This is a genomic window from Paenibacillus sp. FSL H7-0756 (genome assembly GCF_038006765.1).
Taxonomy (GTDB): Bacteria; Bacillota; Bacilli; order Paenibacillales; family Paenibacillaceae; genus Paenibacillus_AQ.
On the sequence record NZ_JBBOVT010000001.1, the window covers coordinates 2,619,833 to 2,640,947 of the forward strand.

General features: G+C 53.9%; 18 protein-coding genes. 12 read left to right on the forward strand and 6 right to left on the reverse strand.

Translation table 11 applies throughout. From position 1 onward, the window contains the following. Window positions 1–37: 37 nt before the first annotated feature. Both NST04_RS11590 and NST04_RS11595 read left to right on the forward strand, forming a co-directional pair. Entirely contained in the window at window positions 38–1,186 is a 1,149-nt protein-coding gene (locus tag NST04_RS11590; RefSeq protein ID WP_341184352.1) for a DHHW family protein, read from the forward strand. A gap of 22 nt (window positions 1,187–1,208) precedes the next feature. Then, window positions 1,209–1,697 carry a DUF4358 domain-containing protein gene (locus tag NST04_RS11595; protein ID WP_341184353.1) on the forward strand — a complete coding sequence of 163 codons (489 nt, stop codon included), beginning with the start codon at window positions 1,209–1,211 and terminating at the stop codon, window positions 1,695–1,697. Window positions 1,698–1,782: 85 nt separating this feature from the next. On the opposite strand, the gene NST04_RS11600 is transcribed toward NST04_RS11595, so the two are convergent. Next, a complete protein-coding gene (locus NST04_RS11600) occupies window positions 1,783–2,784 on the reverse strand; it encodes a VanZ family protein (protein WP_341184354.1) in 1,002 nt (333 codons plus the stop codon). Window positions 2,785–3,019: 235 nt separating this feature from the next. On the opposite strand from NST04_RS11600, the gene NST04_RS11605 reads away from it, so the two are divergent. Beyond that, a complete protein-coding gene (locus tag NST04_RS11605; RefSeq protein WP_341184355.1) occupies window positions 3,020–3,427 on the forward strand; it encodes a hypothetical protein in 408 nt (135 codons plus the stop codon). A 131-nt stretch (window positions 3,428–3,558) separates the two neighbouring features. Here NST04_RS11605 and NST04_RS11610 read toward each other — a convergent pair whose 3' ends face one another. Continuing rightward, complete coding sequence (locus NST04_RS11610) at window positions 3,559–3,981, reverse strand: DUF3221 domain-containing protein (RefSeq protein WP_341184356.1); 423 nt, start codon at window positions 3,979–3,981, stop codon at window positions 3,559–3,561. A gap of 578 nt (window positions 3,982–4,559) precedes the next feature. After that, window positions 4,560–4,940 carry a hypothetical protein gene (locus tag NST04_RS11615; protein WP_341184357.1) on the reverse strand — a complete coding sequence of 127 codons (381 nt, stop codon included), beginning with the start codon at window positions 4,938–4,940 and terminating at the stop codon, window positions 4,560–4,562. Between the two features lie 295 nt (window positions 4,941–5,235). Here NST04_RS11615 and NST04_RS11620 point away from each other — a divergent pair, with 295 nt between their 5' ends. The 3 genes from NST04_RS11620 to NST04_RS11630 are packed head-to-tail and all read left to right on the forward strand — an operon-like array spanning window position 5,236 to window position 7,164. After that, complete coding sequence (locus tag NST04_RS11620; RefSeq protein WP_340827527.1) at window positions 5,236–5,433, forward strand: hypothetical protein; 198 nt, start codon at window positions 5,236–5,238, stop codon at window positions 5,431–5,433. Further along, window positions 5,426–6,685 (forward strand): DNA polymerase IV, encoded by a 1,260-nt coding sequence (locus NST04_RS11625; protein ID WP_341184358.1) that lies wholly within the window; start codon window positions 5,426–5,428, stop codon window positions 6,683–6,685. The genes NST04_RS11620 and NST04_RS11625 overlap by 8 nt, the downstream gene beginning before the upstream one ends. Then, on the forward strand, window positions 6,682–7,164 hold the full coding sequence (locus NST04_RS11630; RefSeq protein WP_341184359.1) for a hypothetical protein: 483 nt from the start codon (window positions 6,682–6,684) through the stop codon (window positions 7,162–7,164). The genes NST04_RS11625 and NST04_RS11630 overlap by 4 nt, the downstream gene beginning before the upstream one ends. On the opposite strand, the gene NST04_RS11635 is transcribed toward NST04_RS11630, so the two are convergent. From NST04_RS11635 to NST04_RS11645, 3 genes are all read right to left on the reverse strand, one after another. After that, entirely contained in the window at window positions 7,143–7,574 is a 432-nt protein-coding gene (locus NST04_RS11635) for a GNAT family N-acetyltransferase (protein WP_341184360.1), read from the reverse strand. The two genes, NST04_RS11630 and NST04_RS11635, sit on opposite strands and share 22 nt — an antisense overlap. Before the next feature lie 147 nt (window positions 7,575–7,721). Beyond that, window positions 7,722–9,536 (reverse strand): alpha-glycosidase, encoded by a 1,815-nt coding sequence (locus NST04_RS11640; RefSeq protein ID WP_341184361.1) that lies wholly within the window; start codon window positions 9,534–9,536, stop codon window positions 7,722–7,724. Between the two features lie 112 nt (window positions 9,537–9,648). Next, window positions 9,649–10,347, reverse strand: a complete 699-nt coding sequence (locus tag NST04_RS11645) for an SOS response-associated peptidase (RefSeq protein WP_341184362.1) — start codon at window positions 10,345–10,347, stop codon at window positions 9,649–9,651. A gap of 102 nt (window positions 10,348–10,449) precedes the next feature. Here NST04_RS11645 and NST04_RS11650 point away from each other — a divergent pair, with 102 nt between their 5' ends. The 6 genes from NST04_RS11650 to NST04_RS11675 all read left to right on the forward strand — a co-directional run bounded on the left by NST04_RS11650 (window position 10,450) and on the right by NST04_RS11675 (window position 21,115). Then, complete coding sequence (locus tag NST04_RS11650; protein WP_341184363.1) at window positions 10,450–10,920, forward strand: DUF523 domain-containing protein; 471 nt, start codon at window positions 10,450–10,452, stop codon at window positions 10,918–10,920. Between the two features lie 131 nt (window positions 10,921–11,051). Then, window positions 11,052–12,203: a cysteine desulfurase family protein gene (locus tag NST04_RS11655; protein WP_341184364.1), complete on the forward strand. Its 1,152-nt coding sequence runs from the start codon at window positions 11,052–11,054 to the stop codon at window positions 12,201–12,203. Between the two features lie 88 nt (window positions 12,204–12,291). Next, the gene (locus tag NST04_RS11660) at window positions 12,292–12,813 is read left to right on the forward strand and encodes a PRC-barrel domain-containing protein (RefSeq protein ID WP_341026451.1); all 522 of its coding nucleotides are present in this window, start codon (window positions 12,292–12,294) and stop codon (window positions 12,811–12,813) included. Between the two features lie 14 nt (window positions 12,814–12,827). After that, a complete protein-coding gene (locus tag NST04_RS11665; protein WP_036690502.1) occupies window positions 12,828–13,037 on the forward strand; it encodes a hypothetical protein in 210 nt (69 codons plus the stop codon). A 348-nt stretch (window positions 13,038–13,385) separates the two neighbouring features. Further along, window positions 13,386–17,936, forward strand: coding sequence for a carbohydrate binding domain-containing protein (locus tag NST04_RS11670; RefSeq protein ID WP_341184365.1), 4,551 nt, complete (start codon window positions 13,386–13,388; stop codon window positions 17,934–17,936). Window positions 17,937–18,145: 209 nt separating this feature from the next. Next, window positions 18,146–21,115 (forward strand): GH36-type glycosyl hydrolase domain-containing protein, encoded by a 2,970-nt coding sequence (locus NST04_RS11675; RefSeq protein ID WP_341184366.1) that lies wholly within the window; start codon window positions 18,146–18,148, stop codon window positions 21,113–21,115.

Below are 21,115 nucleotides of genomic sequence, written 5' to 3' on the forward strand. Positions count from 1 at the left end.
AAATAAAAGCCGTTTCCACTTGGGGAGGTGATTATCTTTGAAGAAATACGACCAAGTCTATTACCGCGCACTCGCCATTGTACTGCTTATGTTTACTGGAGCGGTATTGGTTGTCAACGTTTTGACCCCGGCAAAGGTATTTTCCGAATCAGAGAACCGGATGCTGCAGCAGTTCCCGAACTTCTCGCTTCAAGCCTTAGGCTCAGGCAAGTTTGCTTCAGAATTTGAAGCGTATCTAGCGGATCAGTTTATAGAGAGAGACTTTTGGATTGGACTGAAATCCGGGGCAGACCAGGGGGTGGGGAGGAAGGAGAGCAATGGAGTTTACATCGGCAAGGATGGATACTTGATTCAAAAATTTTCGCCTCCCGAACATGGAGACTTGGAGGACAAGCTGAAAGCCCTTCAAGCCTTTGATCAGGCTACTCCTGGTCTGCGCAAATATATGATGCTGGTGCCGACCGCAGCTTCCATACTTAAGGATAAACTGCCGCCTTATGCTTCCGGGGGTGACGAGAGGGTCTATTGGGACAAGATAAAAGCTTCTGATCCCGGGGACATTCGATGGATCAATGTTTTCCCCGTGCTGGAGGCGAACAAGGAGCAGCCGGTCTATTACAAAACAGATCACCACTGGACGACCAAAGGTGCTTTTCTAGCCTATCGGGAGCTGGGCGCACCCATGAGCTTTACACCCAAGAACGAAGAGGAGTTCAACATCCGCCAAGTCACCGGTCAGTTTTATGGTTCTCTGTATTCGAAGAGCGGGGTTCGGCACATCCAGCCGGATTCTATTGAGCTGTACTATCCCAAGGTACCGGAGATTCTTTCCGTAGATTATGTTGACGAACAGCAAAGTGCAGATTCGATGTACGTTATGGGCAACCTCGCCAAGAAGGATAAATACACTGTTTTTTTCAATGGGAATCATGGCTTGATCCGCATAACAACCGGCCATACGGAAGGGCGAAGGCTGCTTATTGTTAAAGATTCATATGCAAACAGCCTGATCCCTTTTTTAACATCGCATTTCAGCGAAATTGATGTGGTAGACCTCCGATATTATGATGGCGATCTGCTGAAGCTTATGAAAGAACGGCAAATCCGCGACATGCTGATTTTGTATAATATGACTACATTTTCTGAGGATCCATCCATTAAAGCATTAGCAGATGCTGTGGAATAATGCACAAAGGGGTTGAGTAACGATGTTTCCGGGAAAGAAAATGAAATACCTGGTTGTCCTGGCTGCCGTCATGAGCTTATGCGGCATTCTGATCGGATGCTCCAGTAAGAAGGAAGGCGCCAAAGACGTTCCTGTCCATACCATTGAGGAACGCATCCAGCAAGCGGCCTCTATGGAAGCTATGGACAAAGGGGATATGAACAGGCTTAAGAAGCTCTATCATCTCGATGCAGAGGTAGTTCAGGATTTTGTGCTGTATACGGCAGAATCGAACGTGGAAGCGAATGAACTGGCCGTGATTAGAGTCAAGCAAGAGGATCAAGCGGAAAGCGTTAAGGAGAACATCATGGAAAGAATTGAGGCTCAAAAAGTCAAGCTGAAAGACTACCGCCCCGAGCAATTTTACCTCGTCGAAAAGCATATATTAAAGGTCAAAGGCCGCTATATTTTGTTCACAGTCTCCAAGGAGGCGGAGCAAATCGAAAGTGCATTTAGCGAAGCCCTAAAATAATCTCGTACACACAATTATGATCAGTGGTGGGCTCCTTTTGTCCGTCCGGTGTTCATCTGGACGGGCAAAGGAGGACCTATTTATTTTATTTCCCGCCCAGCAGCCGGTGAAGCTGTGCTGCCAGCTTTTGGCCGGCATTGGCCTCTGTGAGCGTAAGGTCCCACAATACCGCATGGGTGCGCGGGTCGGGAGCATCGGTTTTGACTGTAAGGGTCAGCTCTTGTGTGCCTTCAACTGAAACCTGAAAAGACAGCGGCTGATTCTCGCCCGTTGCGATATTCACATCGAGGGAGCAGAGCTCTTCTCCGTCGGCGCTGATTATGACGCTGCTGGTACCGCTGCCCTTAGCTGGTATAGCATCGTCAGGGACGCCGAAATTCCCGGCTAACTCCTTGTACTGTCCATCCAGGCGCAGGGAGAACTCATGGATTCCCGGATGATCAGGGCTATAGAGATTGACAGCCGGTTCAATCTGCTCCTGTGCCATAGTGAAACTATGGAGTCCTTGTTCCCACCGCACTTCACCGTGCTCAATGGGCAACTGGTCCAGCGCTCTGATCTCACCGCGGCCATGATCCAGATAATAGTTGATACCGCTCACGGCGGAGTAGACGATTAACGTCAAGACAGCGCCTGATGACAGGAGCTTGAGCATACCTTTTGTGGTTGTAAGGTCGCGGCGGATCAGCCGCTGGGCACCGTAGCCGACAACCGCGCCCAGCGTATTAATAACGATATCGTTAATATCGAACGAACCCAAATGTGTTACCATCTGAATCAGCTCAATTCCTGTAATGGCTGCTAAGAAGACCAAGAGGAACGGCAGGAAGCGGCAGCGGATCAGCAGCGGAACCACGAGGCCGAACGGGACGAAGGCCAGATAGTTGCCCAGATTGAAGACCCACAGATTCGAATAACCCCCGCCCGGAAAATGCAACGGAATGCCGTCAAAAGCCAAGCGATACCTGAGGTCCGTCTCGGGCAGAGCCGATGAGCGGTTGAAGCCGACAAACAAGAAAAATAAGGTGAGGACCGTGTAGAGACCTAAGCTGATCCAGGCGGCGGTCCTCGTCTTGCCTTGAAACATGATGTGTGACCTCTCTTTATCGGTTATGGTAGTGTCCCTTGCAGGGGACAACATAGGAAGTATATGCTATCCTCGTTGGTCCAAGCAAGGCGGGGGTAACAGTGCAGTCCTCAGTAACCGAGTTACTTCTATCATCACACCTTAATGTGTTAATCGTACTTGCCATTCATCCAATCTGGAATTGTCTTCCATACATAATCTATTACTAGATTACAGGAAGGGAGGTGGCTTGATCGTGGCACAAGTTATTGATGTAGGACGGAGTACAGCATCTACAGGCACTCAGACCTTGTCCATTCCAATTCTCTCGCCGGGTCAAAATCAAATATTGGCGGAGTTTGGAATAGCTACCGTTATAAACGGGGATGTTCTGCTGAATGCAACCATTGGCTTTCAGACTACGCTTGGCATCCCGAATGTAGTTTTTACGTTATACCGGGATGGCCAGCCGATTTTTAATGTAGGAGCAAGCGGACTCGCTCTACTCGCAATACAGCCGGTTACGATCTCTTATTTGGATTTAAATGTTCCAGGCGGTTATCATGCCTATTCTTTGGGGGCAGCCAATAACAGCACCAATATTCTGCTCAATACGGCCAGCATTACCGGGCCCGTGACCTTTTCAGGCGTTTCCACTGGGTAAAAGAGCAAACAACCCGTCAGCCTTAATTGGCCGGCGGGATTTTTTTATACTAGATCGATCCATTCATTCATCAGGTTCTATTGTATTTCATACAGTAGAATGTTGTGTTTCCGGTGAAAAATGACCTTTTTTCAATATTCAATTGTACAAAATGCAGTTACTATTATTCCAGCGCCTAGAGTATCCGGATGACTGCTGTGGAACGAGGCGCTGGCTGGTGATTTTACAATTTTGTTGGCTGTAACTTGTGCCGGAAATGAATCATCACTTGCTTGATAGAACACTTCAATCTCTTCACCCTTTTTATATTTAGAAGGTGAAACTTCATTTACCCAAATGGCTTGAGAGTACATATTAGTTTCTAGAACTTCCTTATAACTCTTACTCAAGTCTTCTTCTTTTAATTGAGCAATGACTAGAATCCTTTTATTGTCTACATCTACTGAGTGTACAGTTCCCTTAAATACAGTGTCACCCTTACCGCAGGCAGTAACTAATAACAAGAAAATAAAAATAAGAGCCCTTTTAGAGATAGTACTGGTTTTTAGTAGCATGGCCCTGCTCCTTTGAAGGATTAAGACATTAGTTTAACCGTGGTTTCACGGATTAAGCACTGAATATGGTGCCCAGATTATTCTAGCGCCAGATCCATCTATAAGTACAAAAGTCTATGCCGGATCTTCTCATGAGGGTTGGGTTGGCTATAAAGTGAAGACAAGCGATGCCTCCCCGCTGATTGCATTCTCCCGAAATTATGATGGAACAGGCGGAGTCTGGTTTAAAACAAACTAATATTATTCTTACCGAGCCCTGCTGAAACTAAGCGGGGCTCTTTCTTGTGTAGATACTGAACTTTACAGTTGCATTCTTCCAGAGTTTTGACTTTAAATGTATATCCTTTTTTGGGTATCAGTACCAGACATTCAAGTAGCTGATTGTATTTCCTGCAATAGAATACGCAAAGATCCCCATAAAATTAGATTCTATTGTATTTCATACAGTAGAATGTTGTGTTTCGGGTGAAAAAGGGACTTTTTTCAGCATTCCATTGTACGGAATACAATAGATCGTATTTCAAAGCCTTTTTTTCAGTATTCCATTGTATAAAATGCAGTTGCTATCGTTCCAGCGCCTACAGCATCCGGTTGACTGCTGCGGGTATCAACATCCCCGTAGTGTCCCGGTACCCCATGCCAGCCAGCAGATCATTACCGTTCAGCTCATGCACGTTCTTCGCAGATGTATCCAGCTCCATACCTAGTACATACTGCAACACTTCGGCAACATACTTGGGCTGGTTTAGATTGAGAGCATAGTATTGCCCCTCTTTGATGACCCGTAATCCTTCATTTAGAGGACTTCCGGCAGTAATGGTGTCTACAGTGGTAAACTTAACAATCCATTTGGTCTTTCTGTCCTCTGTGATCAGCGTCAGCTTTGAACGGCAATGCACATCTCTGACCGTTTGATAACTCCACCAGTAAGTGTGTCCGCCAACGGCGATTTTTCTCATTATGCTTGAACCTCTTCCTTGTACAAATATCGGTTGATACAGTTATAATCTCCGCTAGCTTTAATATGAATTTTACCGCCTTTTGGGTTTAAGTTCCAGCTAAGAAACACGGTGAATCCCCTGTTTATTCCAGCGTTTCTTACCCTTTAATTCCCCTTCCCGGTTCTAATTATCCCCTCAGCTGCATATACTGTTTCAATACAAGAACACCTGTTCTATTTTACCATTGCTTAAAAAACTTAATGCTGGTTATAATACAAACAGATGTTCTTACTGTACCCGGAGGCGATTAATCATGAAGATGAGCATCGGCCAAACTATAGAAATGATATATCTGGACAAGGCAGGCCGGATTACGCAGCGGAAAATTGAGGTGCGCGGGATGCGGGACGGCCGGATTCGGGCTACCTGTCTGAGCACCGGCCAGCCCCGTGTATTCCTGACGGCCAATATTCTGTCGTGGCGCCCGGTACGGGGGCAACGGTATGCCTAGAGAGCGGATAATTCTGCTCTCCGACTGCCAGTCCTTCTATGCCAGCGTCGAGAAGGCGGCCCATCCCGAATATGCGGATCAGCCTGTGGCGGTCGGCGATCCCACGCGGATGAACGGGATTGTGCTGGCGGCCTGCCCGCTGGCCAAATCCCGCGGGGTGACCACCGCCTCGCGCGTGGGGGAAGCCCTGACGAAATGCCCGGAGCTCGTAGTCATCCGGCCGCGGATGGGAACCTACATTAAGGTCTCCCTCCTGATCTCCGAGATCTACCAAGTATATACCGATCTGGTGGAGGCGTTCAGCATCGACGAGCAGTTCCTGGATGTGACCGGCTCCTTGCGCGCGTTCGGAGGAGATCTGGCGGAGCTGATTCACTCCATCCAGCAGCACGTTCTGTTATCTACCGGAGTGTGGACCCGGGTGGGCATCGGGCCGTCCAAAATCCTCGCCAAAATGGCCAACAACTTCGCCAAGAAGAAGCCCGGCGGAACGTTCCGGCTGGATTACGATAATCTGGACACTGAGCTGTGGCCGCGTCCGGTACACGAAATGTTTATGGTAGCCGGGCGGATGACTAAGAACTTTTACCGTATGGGGATTACAACGATTGGAGATATTGCCCGGATGGAGCTGGGGGAGTTCAAGCAACGGATGCGCAGGACTATGGGCAAGCAGAGCGATATCCAGGCGGAATATTATTGGCAGACCGCACGCGGCATCGATCCCAGCCCGGTGGTGACCGGGATACGCCACCAGATGAAGTCTGTCGGCCACGGGAAGGCGCTGCGCTGGAATCTGTATACCCGGCTGGAGGAGATTGAGGTGGTGCTGCTGGAGCTGGTGATTGAGGTCTGCCAGCGGGCGCGGAAATACCGGTACATGGGCTCGGTGGTGTCTGTTGCGGTAGTCGAGACGGACGGCAATACCTCCAATTCCTACAGCCGTCAGACGACACTGCCGGAGCCGTCCGCGCTGACCCATGAGGTGGCGGCAGCAGCGTACCGCTTATTCGTGGACCATTGGACGGGGATGCCGCTAAGCCGTCTGGCGATCACCATCTCCGAATTAACGGATGACCGCGTGATGCAGCTGACCCTGTTCGATGACCGTATACGAACTCTGGGCAAGGAACAGGCGATTGACCAGATCAAGACCCGGTATGGCAGCCAGGCCTTGATCCGCGCCTCTTCATTGCTGGAATCGGCGGTTGCTCTGGAGCGGGCTGAGCAGATCGGGGGACATTACAAATGAGCAAGCTGGATGGCAACGAACGCTGGAAATCCAAGATGCTTATGACAGAGCATGTTCAGCAGTATGAACAGAAGCAGGGGGGAGAGGTACGAAGAATGATTACGGTCGAGGAACGGACGATGGTGCGTGACCTCATCCTGCTCCCTTACCTGGACACCATGGTCAGCAAAAGCCTGCGCGAAATTGAGCTGTCCGGCAGCATCCTCCAGCGGGCCTCTATGATTGCCGGCCAGGCGATTCAGCAGCGCATTATGGATGATACCCACCGGCTGCAGAAGGAGCTGAAGCAACGCAATATCCGGGTAGTGCCCGATGAGCAGGAGGAGTTCCTGGTGTATTACAAAATCTTTTGCCGGGGCTATCAGGAACGCTTCGGACTCACCCGGGATGTGATGCGCACGGAGATCAGCCTGCGGCTGACCCGGTATACGGCAGAGCTTCGGGAATTGCTGCGGAATCAGCAGGGGGCCACGTCATGACCAGGCTCCAGCGCTTTGGTGAAGAAAATCTCCAGCGGCTCATTGTCCGGCAGCAGGCAGCCCGAGTCGCGGTAGCAGAGTTTCCGGTAAAAATGCTGGGCCTCTTCATTGGCCATGGAGGAGGTCATGACCTGCTTGTGGCCCATGGCCTGCATCGCCTGCTCCCAGTGCAGCACCGCCTGTCTGCCGAAGCCGGCACCCCGGTAAGGCTCATCAATCCACAGCAGATTCATAAAAGGGATCTGATCCCAGAAATAGCCGTAACGCAGCCAGCCAATGTCCAGCCCGCCCTCGCTCAGAATGTAAATCTCCTGCTGGTTTATTTTCGGGAGAAGAAGTGAGTTCAGGACATGAGGGTCACGGCTTGCGAGGTAATCATAATCGGCTTCGGTTGCGGTTCTAATGTTCATGCGGCGGCTCTCCTGTCATTGTATAGGGTGTGAAGAACGATTGTTATTTACAAAAGTATATCACCTCCGGCAGCCCGGTTCGGTGTAACAAACGGCTATAAACAAACAAGCCCCGGGAAGGGGCTTGTCTTTGTCTAAATATAGTTCTCAGGCTTCGCCGCCAGCTTGTCCGCTATACAAAATCCGGTATTCCAGCGGTTCCAGCGTCATACGGATTTTCTCCCCCTCCTGCTCTACAGGCTCGCCGTTCAAGGCATCCTGCCAAGCTCCGCCGCCCAGTGATTGCGTAAGCGTCAGCGGTTCGGTAGAGTTGTTCATCCAGACCGTGAAGCGGGTGTGCTCATTCCAGCGTTCATACACCAGACCCGGGCTGGCCGGATCACTCAGCAGGAAGCGGAACTGGCCGGTGCGCAGCACCTCGTGCTGTTTGCGCAGGGCAATGAGGCTCTGATAAAAGCGCAGCAGCTCCCGGTCCTGCCGGTCCTCTTCCCAGATCATGCATTTGCGGCAATCCGGGTCATCCCCGCCGGTAATTCCGATCTCATCTCCATAGAAAATACACGGCGTACCGGTGAACGTGAAGAGGAAGGCGATGGCCAGCTTCAGCCGCTGCTTGTCTCCGCCCAGCCGGGTGAGTACTCTCGGGGTATCATGGCTCGCCAGGAGATTGAACAGCACTTCATTCGCCTGCCGGGGATACCGCATAAGCAGCCCGTAGATCTGCGCGGCGAAGGTGTCCGCATCCATGCCGTTGTCCGCGCCGAAGAACTTCAGCAGCCGGTCAGAGAAGGGATAGTTCATCACCGAATCGAACTGATCGCCCTGCAGCCAGCTGAGAGAGTCGCTCCAGACCTCGCCGATGATGAACGCTTCCGGGTTGATCTCCTTGACCGCCTTGCGGAAATCCCGCCAGAACACATGGTCTACCTCATTAGCGACATCCAGCCGCCAGCCGTCGATGTGGACCTCCTTGAGCCAGAACTTGGTAATATCCAGCAGATAATCTCTGGCTTCCGGGTTGGCAGTGTTGAGCTTGGGCATTCCGCTGAAGAAGCCGAAGGTATCATAGTTGGCCTTGCCGTCCACCACCTGGACAGGATAATCATGGATATGGAACCAGCCTGCATATTTGGAGTCCGCTCCATGCTCCAGCACATCCTTGAACGGTGCGAACCCGGAGCTGGTATGATTGAAGACGGCATCGAGGACCACCTTAAGTCCTTTGGAATGGGCCAGGTCCACCAGTTGCTTGAGCTTATCGAGATCTCCAAAGTTTGCATCGACTGTTGCGTAGTCAACGGTGTCATATTTATGATTGCTGGGAGCCTGGAAAATGGGGGTCAGATACAGCGCCGTTACGCCAAGCTCTACAATATAATCCAGATGATCAATCATCCCCTGCAGGTCACCGCCAAAATAGCTGTCGTAGGCAGGCGGTGCCCCCCATTCGAGTGTCCCTTCAGGGTCATTCGCCGGATCACCGTTAGCGAACCGGTCCGGCATGATCTGATAGAAGACCGCAGATTTTGCCCATTCTGGAACCTTCAGCAGGTCGGCCTCGTGAAGATAAGGCATTTCGTAATAGCCTCCGGCAGGCGCAGGCAGCCCGTCTGTAAAGAAGCCGGATTCCAGCATCCATACCGTCTCCTGACCGGTTTCCAGCCGGAAGCCGTAGGAGAAACGCTTGAACTCGGGGAAGACCTCTGCTTCCCAATAATCGAAGAAGCTGTCAGTAGCCACCTTGCGCATGCTCAGCTCCTGATGATGCTGCTCCCAGTCGTATTTGTCGCCGGTCAGTGCGAATACCCGGTCTACATTGTTTTTTTTGCTGCGGATTCTTAAGTGGAAGGTATCCTTGTTATAAGCATACGCCCATCGTCCCTGCGTTGAATGATAGATACATTCCAGCTCGATGGAGGAGGCGGATGATGGTTGGGACACTGCTTGTCTGCTGAGAGCCATATGAAATTCCTCCTGGGATACATATTGTAGATGGATATTATGAGGTATAAGCCTTAGTTAATACCCTGGGACCAGAGGTTTCAAACAGCAGATATTACTTCCAGGGCCGTAGTCAAAATAGGGTCCCCTGCACCGGCTCCGGCCCGGCTCTGCGGATCAGCTCCGGGTAGTCACTCCTGACATCGCCCACGGCTGCGGAGACGGGATAGGCCAGCATTTGCTCCGCATCGTAAGGCCGCAGCAGCTTCATCAGGGCGGGAATATTCCGGTTGCTGCGCTCCAGCCACTGCGCCTCCCCGTCCGCATCCAGAATGACCGGCATCCGGTCATGGATGTCTTTCATGAGACGGTTCGGGGTAGTGGTGATGATCGTGCAGGTGGAGATTCTGCCGCCGTCAGGGCCGGTCCAGATATCATACAGTGCAGCCATGGAGAACAGCTTCCCGTCCCGCATCGTGATCCGCAGCGGCTGCTTGCCGCCTTCCTGGACCTTCCAGTCATAGAAGCCGTCTGCGGGAATCACACAGCGGCGGGAGGCCACCAGTCCTTTGAAAGAAGCCTTCTCCAGCAGAGTCTCACTGCGGGCATTGATTAGCTTGGCAGCGTTCTTGTCCTCCTTGGACCAGGAAGGGAGCAGTCCCCAGCGAAGTTCTCCGAGCTTATTCTGTGTGCCGTCATGAATAACAGCGGCAATAGGCTGCATCGGAGCCGCGTTATACCTCGGTGCATATTGGATGAGCGGGTGCTCCCGGATGAAATACTTGGCGATTAGCTCCTCCAGCGTTACCGTGATCGTGTATCTTCCGCACATGTTGTCTATGCCTCCCTGGATCGTTAATGGTTTACAGACCGAACAGCTTGTCTTAGCATTATATAAGATGAGACTGAGGATTGCGAAGGGGGACGGCTGGCAATGATTATCGTAAGCTCCTGCCTGGCAGGAATGAAGGTCAGATATAATGGAACTGATTGTCTGGAGCAGGGCATCCGGCAGTTGCTGGACAGCCGGCAGGCGGTTGCTGTATGTCCCGAGCTGCTGGGCGGTTTCTCTACCCCGAGAGAACCGGCAGAGATTATAGGCGGCAGCGGCACAGATGTGCTGGAGGGGCAGGCCCGGGTGGTGGATAGAACCGGGAGGGATGTAACCGCAATGTACATAGAGGGCGCGTATGCCGCACTAGAGCAGGTACGGAGCTTAGCAGCCACGCTTGTTGCCCTTAAGGAGAATAGCCCTTCCTGCGGCAGCTCCATGATCTATAACGGAGAATTTGCGGGCATGAAAATCCCCGGAGAAGGGGTGACCACAGCTCTCCTGCGGCTGCATGGTATTGAAGTGATCTCCGAGGAGCAGCTCGCGGCGCGGTTGCCGGGAATAGAGGGCTGATCCGGGGCACGGGCCATGGACAAATGTTACAATATTGTGTTTATTAACAGGTGGTAATACAGGCAGTTCAGCAGTATAATCTAGTAGTCCTGTAAGAAAATCCTGAATTTCAAGAAGCGGAGAATTTCGTTATGAAACCCATCTATTTGGACCACGCCGCCTCAACACCGGTTCATCCGGAGGTGGCAGCGGTTATGTATCATATGCTGTTGAACGAGTACGGCAATGCGTCCAGTGTGCACCAGTTCGGACGGTCTGCCAAGAGAATTATAAATGGGGCGCGCGATAGAATCGCGGGCTTTTTGGGCTGTTCCCCTGAGGAGTGGGTCTTCACAAGCGGCGGCACAGAGAGTGATAATCTCGCGCTGTTCGGCGCAGCCTATGCTTCTGCTTCTAAGGGTAGACATATCATTACTACAGCGGTTGAGCATCATGCAGTGCTGCATACCTGCGCGGAGCTGGAAGGACAGGGCTTCGAGGTCACCTATCTTCCTGTGGATTCTACCGGCCGTGTCTCTCTGGAGGATGTGGAATCGGCTATGCGCGAGGATACAGTACTGATTAGCATAATGTATGTGAATAATGAAGTGGGAACTGTACAGCCTATAGAAGAGATTGGCAGATTGGCGGCGGAACGGGGTGTGCTTGTGCATGTAGATGCTGTACAAGCTCTGGGAACACTGCCCTTGGTGCTCCGTGACCTGCCGGTCGACTATATGAGCTTTTCGGCCCACAAGATCGGAGGTCCGCAGGGGATTGGAGGCTTGTACGTCCGGCGGGGGGCGCCGCTTACGCCAAGACAGCATGGCGGACTTCAGGAGCGCGGCCGGCGGGCGGGCACGGAGAGTCTGGCTCATACCGCCGGGTTCGCCAGAGCCGTTGAGCTGGTTGTGCAAGGGCTGCCGGAGCATCAAGAGCAGGCTCTGGAGCTACGCAGCACGCTGCTGGAGGAGCTGGACAAGCAGGTTGGAGCAGAGAAATATGTGGTCAACGGAAATGAACAGCATACGGTGCCTGGAATTCTGAATATCAGCTTTCCCGGAGCCGGGACAGATGTGCTGCTGATGAACCTGGACATGGAGCGGATAGCGGCAGCCAGCGGTTCGGCCTGTACATCAGGATCTCTGGAAATCTCGCATGTCCTCCGGGCCATGAAGCTTCCGGAAGAACTTTTGAACTCTGCGATTCGCTTTAGCACAGGTTTGGGTAATACTAATGAAGAAATGCAGGTTGTTGCCCAGAAAGTTGGAACCATTTTGAGCCGGCTGCGTACTAGAGACTAGGCGTCCGTGCATTCTGGCAGCCGTTTAAGAGGTACTCCGGCCCATGGGAACCCGTATGCAATACTAAGGTGAGGGGACTTGGGATACCATGAAGCTGCAAGATATGATTGGCCTCACTGTGTATGAAGTTGAAGAGGGTACTGAAGTCGGTGAAATAATCGATATCGGACTGGATTCAAACTGGAATATTACGGGTATTGAACTGGAGAGCAAATCTTTTTTCTCTAGTCATGTGAAAGTTGTGGCATGGGATAATATTGCCGCTTATGGCGAAGATGCTGTCATGATCCGCAATAAAGAGTCGATTATTAAGGTCGACGCTGACCATATATCCTACACTTTCCTCTTGGGAAAGAACAAATTGAAGGACAGGCAGGTGCTTACAGCATCCGGAACGGTGCTTGGGCGGATATCGGATGTTTATTTTGACCAAAAGTTGGGAAACACAATAGTAGCGCTGGAAATCAGTGACGGGCTGGTAACTGATTTGATCGAAGGCCGAAAATGGCTGCCTTGTTCTGGAGAGATGACTATCGGAGAGGATTCTGTACTGGTTCCCGCGATGAGTGAAGAACGGCTCCAAAACGCCATTAATATTGTTAACGGATAGGTGGAATGTATTATATGAAGTGTCCAAACTGCAACTCCAAGGATATCGGCAAGATCGGCTCCCACCAGTTCTATTGCTGGGGCTGTTTCATCGAACTAACGGTCAACGGCGAGAAAATGTCGGTGTATCAGGTTGAAGAGGATGGCACGCTCAGCTCGCTTGACGATCTGTTCTCGGGAGAAGAGGTTGCACAGGATTTCCCGCAAATCCACGCCTCCTCCTGACCGTTGCCTTACTCGTAATGTGACGACAGTTACATAGTTCCGCTATGCCCAAACACCCGGGTTGCTTGTTTAAGCTGCCCGGGTGTTTGGGCTTTTTTTGAATTAAGGCTTCCTTCTGAAAAAAGAACATATTAGGCAGGCGAACGGGCGTGCGTGCCGGCTGTAATCGAAAAACCGGTTACATTGGACTCGCGCGAGCGGCGTTTACAGGGAGCTCCGGACAAAGTTGTATCTTTGTTATACGGGCTAAGGAATTGGTATGTCGTCTCCGGGATACGGACCCTATACTGAAATCGACTGGCGCGAGACCAGAATTCAACAAGGTTCTACACGAGGGGGAATGTTCAGATGTACCGCAAAGGAATATCCAAGCTTCTGATTGCCGGATTGCTGCTGTCAGGAATTCAGCTTCCGGGAACTACAGGAATAGTGCAGGCAGATAGCGGACAAGACGCAGACAGGCTGTCTGCAAGTACAGGACAGGCAGAAGCAGCCCCGGCGGCAGGGTTCGCCGATATGAAGCAGCACTGGGCGTCGGCCGCAGTGAACAGGCTGTCAGCCGCAGGAATTCTGCAGGGGGACGAGGCAGGACAATTCAGACCGGGACAAGCGGTCTCACGGGCAGAGATGGCCGCCATTATCAGCCGCGTGTTCCGTTACGCAGATTCAGGCAGCACTGTATTCAGTGATGTAAGCGCTTCTTCCTGGTATGGCAAGGATGTAAGCCGCGTGAATGCCGCAGGTGTTATTCAAGGCTACGCGGACGGCCGGTTCCAGCCGGGAGCGGCTGTTACCCGCCAGGAAGCTGTAACCATGCTGAGCCGGGCGTTCACGCTGGAGGCGGGCTCCCCGGGTACGCTGGCTGCCCAGTCTGATGCGGCAGCGGTCAGCGGCTATGCCCGGGAAGCTGTGAGTGCGATGCTGGACGCCGGTTACCTGCGCGGCGATGCGGGCGGCAAGCTGAACCCGCAGGCGCAGATGACCCGGGCCGAGCTGGCCGAGCTGCTGAGCCGGATGGTCGGGTGGATCAGCTCCGGCGAGGGAAGCCAGAAGCTTGGAGCGGTGTCCGGCAATGTGATTGTCAACCGGGCGAATGTGCAGCTTGATGGCGGAACCGTCAGCGGCAATCTCTACGTCACAGCCGGGGCAGGAGAAGGGGAAGTTGCCTTCTCAGACATCAAGGTGCAGGGAACGGCACATATCTCAGGAGGAGGCGACCATTCCGTGGTATTCCGCCAATCCATTCTGGGACAGATCAAGCTGAACAAGCTTACCGCCCTGGTACGAATGGTACTGGAGGATGGCAGCACTGCAGCCCGGATCGAATTGCTTAAGCCGGCGAAGGTGGAGATCGGAGCAGGCTCGCGTGCAGAGACTGTGGTCATCGGCGCAGATGCTGCCGGATCAGAGATCGTGAGCCGGGGGCAGATCGGCCGGCTTGAGAACCAGGCGGACCGTGCTCTGCTGAACGGCCAGGCGCTCAAGAACGGCGAGACGCTTCGCGACTTGTCCGGAACGGGAGCTACAGCGCAGGCAAGTACGAAGGCTACCTCTGCCCCAGTCCAAGCGGGCGGCGGAAATGCAGGCGGTGACACACCAGCGCCAACTTCCACACCTTCACCTGCGGCGCCGGTGCCGACAGCAACGCCTGCTGTCACACCAACTCCAACGCCGGCTCCGACTCCGCCTACCCAGAACAATCCATGGGAGCTCGTCTGGAATGACGAATTCGACGGCCAGACCATTGATGAGGGCAAATGGAATGTACAGGATACCGGCACGGTGTACAATAACGAATTGGAATATTATCACCCGGACAATGCTTCGCTTACGACAGAGAGCGGGCAGAGCGTACTGGAGCTGGAAGCCCGGAAGGAGGCTTACGGCGGGAAGGATTATACTTCAGGCAAGCTGACCTCCAAGATGAAGGGCGACTGGACCTACGGCAAATTCACCGTGCGGGCCAAGCTGCCGGTTCAGCAGGGCATGTGGCCGGCCATCTGGATGATGCCAACCGATGATGAGACGCAGTATGGACCTTGGCCGGGAAGCGGCGAGATGGACATTATGGAATTGACGGGACCGGTTGCCGGCAAGGCAGAGGCGGATCTCTATCCAAGAACGGTCCATGGCTCGATTCACTACGACATTCCGCATGCGTCCCAGACCAAAACCTATGTACTGCCGGAAGGCCAGACCTTCGCAGATGATTATCATGACTTCACGCTGGAATGGCTTCCGGGCCTGATCCGGTATTATGTGGACGGTAAAATGTATTTTGAGACGAGCGACTGGGGCACAAAGGCCGAAGGGCAGCCGGATTACTATACGTACCCTGCTCCGTTTGACCGGCCGTTCTATATGATTCTGAATCTGGCCGTGGGCGGCGACTGGCCGGGAGATCCGAAGGCCGACTTCAAGTCGGATAAAATGTATGTAGACTACGTACGGGTCTACAAATACAAGGACCTGGATCAATGGCCGGATGTAACAGGGAAGCGGCCGGTCGATCCGGGACTGTCGACCCCGCAGCGTCCTGTTCTGGCAGACGGGAATCAGATCTACAATGGGGACTTCAAGGGTACTGTAGCAGCCCAGGGTCAACCGGAATATTGGGAATTGATTGAGAATGAAGGTGGAAGCGGAACCGTCTCCGTCATTGAGGATCAGGATAAGGGCAAGGCGGTGAAGGTTGCTGTCCATGAGGCCGGAACCCAGAACTACTCCATTCAGCTTGCGCAGAAGCCGCTGCTGCTGGAGAGGGACAAAGCCTACAAGGTCACCTTCGATGCCAAAGCGGACGCAGCCCGGCCGCTGATGAGCAAGCTGACCGAATTCGGCGGCGGATGGACGGCGTATTCCGGGGAGCGCAATTTCCAGCTTACACCGGACTGGCAGCCGTATGAGTACAGCTTTACGATGACGAAGGCTTCGGATAATAATGCCCGCTTTGAGTTCAACCTGGGTCTGAACAACATCTCCGCCTACTTCGCGAATGTAAGAGTGGTAGAGACCGAAGCGCCGCCGGTAGTACGCACCCCGCTTGCTGACGGCAACCTGATCTATAACGGAGGCTTCGATCTGGGAGAAGCACGGCTTGGATATTGGAGCTTTGCCGTTAAGCAGGGCTCGGAAGCAGCAGCGAAGGCCAGTGTAACCAATACACTTGCACTGCCGATGATGAAGCGGGAGTTCCGGGCGGACGTGCAGAAGGCCGGAGGATCGCCGGAGGATGTGACGCTGACCCAGGCAGGAATTCCTGTGTCCGCAGCAGCCGTCTACCAGCTTGCCTTCGATGCGAGATCGGCCGAGGCGCAGCCGCTTGGCATTAAGCTGGCGGGCAGCGGTGGTCAGACGGTCTATCCTGACGGAACCACCTTCACTCTGACACCGGAGTGGAAGAGCTATACAGCAGAAATTGAGCTGTCCGGCGGGTCCGGCACGGAAGCTGCGTTATCGTTCCTTCTGGGCGCGGCTGCGGGACAGACCGAGATTGACAATGTGCGTCTGGTACGGATGACCGATCCGCCAGTGCTCCATAACTACCTGCATCTGCGGGGAGACCAGTTCTGGAGAGCCTCAGGAACCGGCCTGATTCCGAGCGGCGAAGGCGGCAAGGATATCACGGATATGGAGAACGGCGACTATGTGGAATACAAGGTGGTACTGCCTCAGGCAGGAAGCATTGTTCCAGTAACCCGCGTATCCAGTGTGCGCGCCGATTCGGAGCTTACGCTGTCAGTACTGGATGGCGGCAAGCAGAATGTAGTGACGGAATCTGTCTACAGCACGGCAGTTGGCGATACCGGAGGCCTTCAGTCCTACCGGGCGATCATTGGAGCCCCGCTTACGCTGCCTGCGGGAAGCTATTACATCCGTCTTGGCGGCAGCGGCTACAATCTGGCCTGGCTGGATCTGTCCCGCGAGCTGGTGGTGAACGGCAGCTTCAAGGACGATTCCACCGACAACTGGACGCTGTTCAAGAAGGACTGGGAACCGGATGATCCCGGGAAGAGCACTGTAATGAAGGCTGTGTATGGGGAACTGCAGGTTAGCCTCGGTGGAACTGGAACGGAGGCTTGGCATGCACAGGTGAAGCAAGCGGGCATCCCGGTAGAGCAGGGCAAGAAATATCTGCTGCGCTTCGATGGGGATGCTTCGTTGGCCCGGGATATTAGAGCGCTGGTTCAGCGTGACGGGACTGAGGATGGCAACTGGACTCCTTATCTGGAACAGGAGCTTAGACTCAGCCAAGACGGCGGACACTATGAATATCTGTTCACTGCCCCGGCAACCGATCACGCTGCGGTGCTTCAGTTTAGTCTCGGCAAGATCACCGAAGAGCTCGGAGCGCACACGGTCAATCTGAGCAATATCTCCTTGCTTCAGGTAAGCCCGGTGCTGGACGGTGAGGCTTACGGGGAGAATCTGATTCCAAACGGCGATTTCTCGGCGCCGCTTAAGGGCTGGAGCAGTTACTCCTCCGACAACGGGGAGTTAGCCATTGACAATGTGGATGGCGCGCTGCAGATCAAGGTGGGCTCCACCGGAACGAACACCTGGGACCGGCAGGTCTTTTATGAGGGAGTCGCTTATAACGAAGGCAATCATTATACACTTACCTTCAAGGCCAAGGCCTCGGCTGAACGCAAAATGAATATCAGCATCGGCTGGCTGGATGTAGCGGACAATTACAACTGGCACGGGTATACGAGCAAGATTGTTGATCTGAACAGTGAATATCAGGAATATACCGTAGAATTCGATGTTGCCGGAGGCAGCACCTCCATCGGCCGCATTTCCTTCGAGCTGGGAGATATCAAGGATGGCGGCACCGGGCATCTGACGGTGGACGTGGATGATATTGTGCTCACGAATAACGGAACAGCAGCACCTTAAGCACCTTGAACATGCTTTGGATTTTGTTATTCAGGCTTACGATTTGGTATTTAGACTGGACGCAGACACTTCTATAATTATTACATGGAGGACGGGCAACCGTTCTCCATGCTTGCTTCAGAACTTCCCCCAATTCTTCAGCCCGATGCGAATACATAACAGGGAATGAGTATCGTCCAACAGAAAACAGGAAAAGAGGAGAATCATTCATGATGCTGAAATTCAATACCGCAAGAGCGGCGGCTGCTTCGCCTGAGGATATTCTAAGACAGGCATTCGCAGACCGGATAGACGCAAAAGGCCGGCTAAGCGCCGTCTTCACGGATTCCCAGTGCACCGGAGCTGTTGGTGTAGCGGGCCTTCCGCTCCGGCTGCCTGCCATTCAGGAGCTGCTGAAGCTCCCGGAAGTGGCAGCGCTGCTGCCGAAGGCGGCTGGCACATCCGCGCTGTTCACCGTGAATGATACAGGTACGGCACTATCCCTGCATATCCGCCATGCGGGAAGACAGGAACAGGCAATAGCTATACCGGAGGCGGCTGCAGGCGCGGCACTGGTGCAGCTTCAGGCTGCGCCGGGCTGGGCTGGTGCCCTTAACGCTGAAGGCGAGCATGTCATTGACCTGCGCTCCCCCGTTCCGGGTCCGCACTTCGCGGTCAATCTGCTGCTGGGCAACCGCCTGGAGTTCCCTCATCCGCTCCAGACTACACCGAAGAGCGTGGTAGACCGCCTTGGCGGCGGCAGCTTCCGTTCCCATGCGGCTACCCAGGTGCTGGCGACCCGTTGGGATATGCGCCAGGAGGAGAACGGCTTCCCGGCCAACCGTCAATTCTATCTGTTCGAGGACGGGAAGCAGATCTTCTATTCCGCTGATCCGGGCGGAGAAGGCATTAAATCGGCGGTCTGCCGCCATTCACAGAATGTAACCATCATCACGTACCGCCTGTCCGGCGGACTTGAGATTACACGCACGATCTTCATTCTGCCGCATGCTGAGGGTCTGCCGCTGGCGACCGAGATGCAGCGGGTTACGATTACGAACCATGGAGAGAGCAGCCGCCAGCTTCGTCTGGTGTATACGGGCATGTTCGGCTCGGCAGCACCGGGCGCTCTGTTCGAGGATGTGCTGTATAGCAATGTTATTATGCAAGGCGGCGTATTGCAGGACGCTGATGGAGCCGTAGCTGCAATTAGTCCTGACTATTACCCGGAAGGCGGGCGTCATGATCTGCGCTTCCACACAATGATTATCCACGGGGAAGACGGTCCGGTGCTGCCGCGCGAATATTGCGTCAGCTACAATGAGTTCGTCGGTACCGGCTCGCTCCACCGGCCATCCGGCGCGCTGAAGCTGAGCAGCATTCTGCACCGTAAGGGCCCGGGCTTCTTCGCGGTAGCGGGGGAGATTCAGGTTGCTGCCGGAGCCTCGGCAGCGGTTGACCAGCTGACGGGACTTGTCTCCGACAAGAGCGGTGCTACCTGGAGCGATACGGTACTGGAGGAAGAGGTAGGTGCATTGATCGCCCGCTTCACAAGCCGCAGCGCGGCCGAAGAAGCCTTGGCACAATCCCTGAAGTTCGTGCGGAATTACTCCAGGTTCCTGCAGGTATCCTCCGGGGACGCGGATTTCGACCAGTTCGTGAACCGCAACCTGCCTTTTCAGGTGCTCTACCAGAGCTTTGTCTCCCGCTCCTTCTGTCAGACCCAGAAAGGCTACCGGGAGATCGGCTTCCGTGAAATTCAGGATATGTATGCCTCGATGTATTATTTTGTCGGGATGGGCCGGGGCGGCCTCGTCAAGAGCCTGCTGAAAGAATGGACCAGCATGGTATTTGAGCTGGGGTATGCGTATCACAATTTTTTCTGGGTGGGCAAAGAACCTGGCAAATGGTCCGATGATGCACTATGGCTGATCCAGGCTGTCTACCGTTATGTCATGCTGACCGGAGATACGGAGTTCCTGGATGAGTCTTGTCCGGTAGCAGGCACGGATACCGAACGCCCTGTATTCGAGACCTTGAAGGCGATTATTGTCTATTCCGGACAGATCTCGATCGGACGCCATGGCCTGCCGCTGCTCGACTTCGCAGACTGGAACGACTGTCTGAAGCTCGATGACACCTATCTGAACGGCCCGGCCAAGGAAGCACTCTACCGGAAGCAGCTGGAGGCCGGCGGCGTCTTCGGGGATTCGCTGGAGAGTGATTATTCCGAGAGCGTCATGAACGCCTTCCTGCTGAAGGTGGCGGTCGATGAATTGTCCGCCCTGGCCGCCCGCAAAGGCGAGCAGGCGTATGCAGACGAGCTGACGGGCTTCGGAGTCAAGCTGCGCGGACGCATCCAGGAGCATGCCTGGAAGGGCGATTTCTTCGCCCGTGTGCTGTTCAACCGCTATCCGGACGGAGAATATACGTATCTCGGCGCTGCCGGGGACGGGATGTCCTCCGATCCGGCGAAGGACGGCTCGTACTTCCTGAATTCGTTCAGCTGGAGCATTCTGGCGGGTTGTGCGGATGAGGAGCAGATTGCGGTAATGCTGGACACCCTGAAGGCGCATCTGATGACGCCTTATGGCATGAAGCTGGTCTCGCCGGTAGCGCTGGGCCGGGTATCCACGCACACGGCATCGGATGAATACTTCCCGGGTGACCGTGAGAACGGCGGCGTATTCAAGCATGCCTGCATGATGGCTGCTGCGGCAATGTTCAAGGGGGCCAAGGAAGTATCCAGCCCGGATCTGGCTGCCGAGCTCTGCCGCCTGGGCTACTGGCTGCTGGACCGGATTATGCCGTTCAAGACGATGGATGATCCGTTTGCCGTCTGCGGGAATCCGCGCTTTTGTACCCAATACAACAACAGCGAGACTGGTGAGAACATCGGTCCGATGCTTAGCGGCACCTCGACCTGGCTCACCCTCTCGCTGATGGAAGCGCTGGGTATTGAATATACGGAGCAGGGCATAGCACTGAGTCCGGTGCTGCGGGAAGAGCAGACGGAGCTTACCTATACCTTGAAGCTGGGCAGCTCCTCCTACCGGATTCAGGTCCGCAAGCCGGAGGGCTTCCACCGCATGCAGGACGGGGCAGCCCGGCTGACACTGGACGGCCGGGTACTGGAGGACGGCTTGGTACCGGCCGTAGATGACGGCTTCGCCCATGAGGTAGAGCTTATCTTCGCGTAA

Coding starts and splice junctions, on each gene's coding strand:
- NST04_RS11595 (WP_341184353.1), top strand. CDS start 1,209: ATGTTTCCGGGAAAGAAAATGAAATACCTGGTTGTCCTGGCTGCCGTC.
- NST04_RS11600 (WP_341184354.1), bottom strand. CDS start 2,784: ATGTTTCAAGGCAAGACGAGGACCGCCGCCTGGATCAGCTTAGGTCTC.
- NST04_RS11610 (WP_341184356.1), bottom strand. CDS start 3,981: ATGCTACTAAAAACCAGTACTATCTCTAAAAGGGCTCTTATTTTTATT.
- NST04_RS11615 (WP_341184357.1), bottom strand. CDS start 4,940: ATGAGAAAAATCGCCGTTGGCGGACACACTTACTGGTGGAGTTATCAA.
- NST04_RS11620 (WP_340827527.1), top strand. CDS start 5,236: ATGAAGATGAGCATCGGCCAAACTATAGAAATGATATATCTGGACAAG.
- NST04_RS11625 (WP_341184358.1), top strand. CDS start 5,426: ATGCCTAGAGAGCGGATAATTCTGCTCTCCGACTGCCAGTCCTTCTAT.
- NST04_RS11630 (WP_341184359.1), top strand. CDS start 6,682: ATGAGCAAGCTGGATGGCAACGAACGCTGGAAATCCAAGATGCTTATG.
- NST04_RS11635 (WP_341184360.1), bottom strand. CDS start 7,574: ATGAACATTAGAACCGCAACCGAAGCCGATTATGATTACCTCGCAAGC.
- NST04_RS11640 (WP_341184361.1), bottom strand. CDS start 9,536: ATGGCTCTCAGCAGACAAGCAGTGTCCCAACCATCATCCGCCTCCTCC.
- NST04_RS11645 (WP_341184362.1), bottom strand. CDS start 10,347: ATGTGCGGAAGATACACGATCACGGTAACGCTGGAGGAGCTAATCGCC.
- NST04_RS11650 (WP_341184363.1), top strand. CDS start 10,450: ATGATTATCGTAAGCTCCTGCCTGGCAGGAATGAAGGTCAGATATAAT.
- NST04_RS11655 (WP_341184364.1), top strand. CDS start 11,052: ATGAAACCCATCTATTTGGACCACGCCGCCTCAACACCGGTTCATCCG.
- NST04_RS11660 (WP_341026451.1), top strand. CDS start 12,292: ATGAAGCTGCAAGATATGATTGGCCTCACTGTGTATGAAGTTGAAGAG.
- NST04_RS11665 (WP_036690502.1), top strand. CDS start 12,828: ATGAAGTGTCCAAACTGCAACTCCAAGGATATCGGCAAGATCGGCTCC.
- NST04_RS11670 (WP_341184365.1), top strand. CDS start 13,386: ATGTACCGCAAAGGAATATCCAAGCTTCTGATTGCCGGATTGCTGCTG.
- NST04_RS11675 (WP_341184366.1), top strand. CDS start 18,146: ATGATGCTGAAATTCAATACCGCAAGAGCGGCGGCTGCTTCGCCTGAG.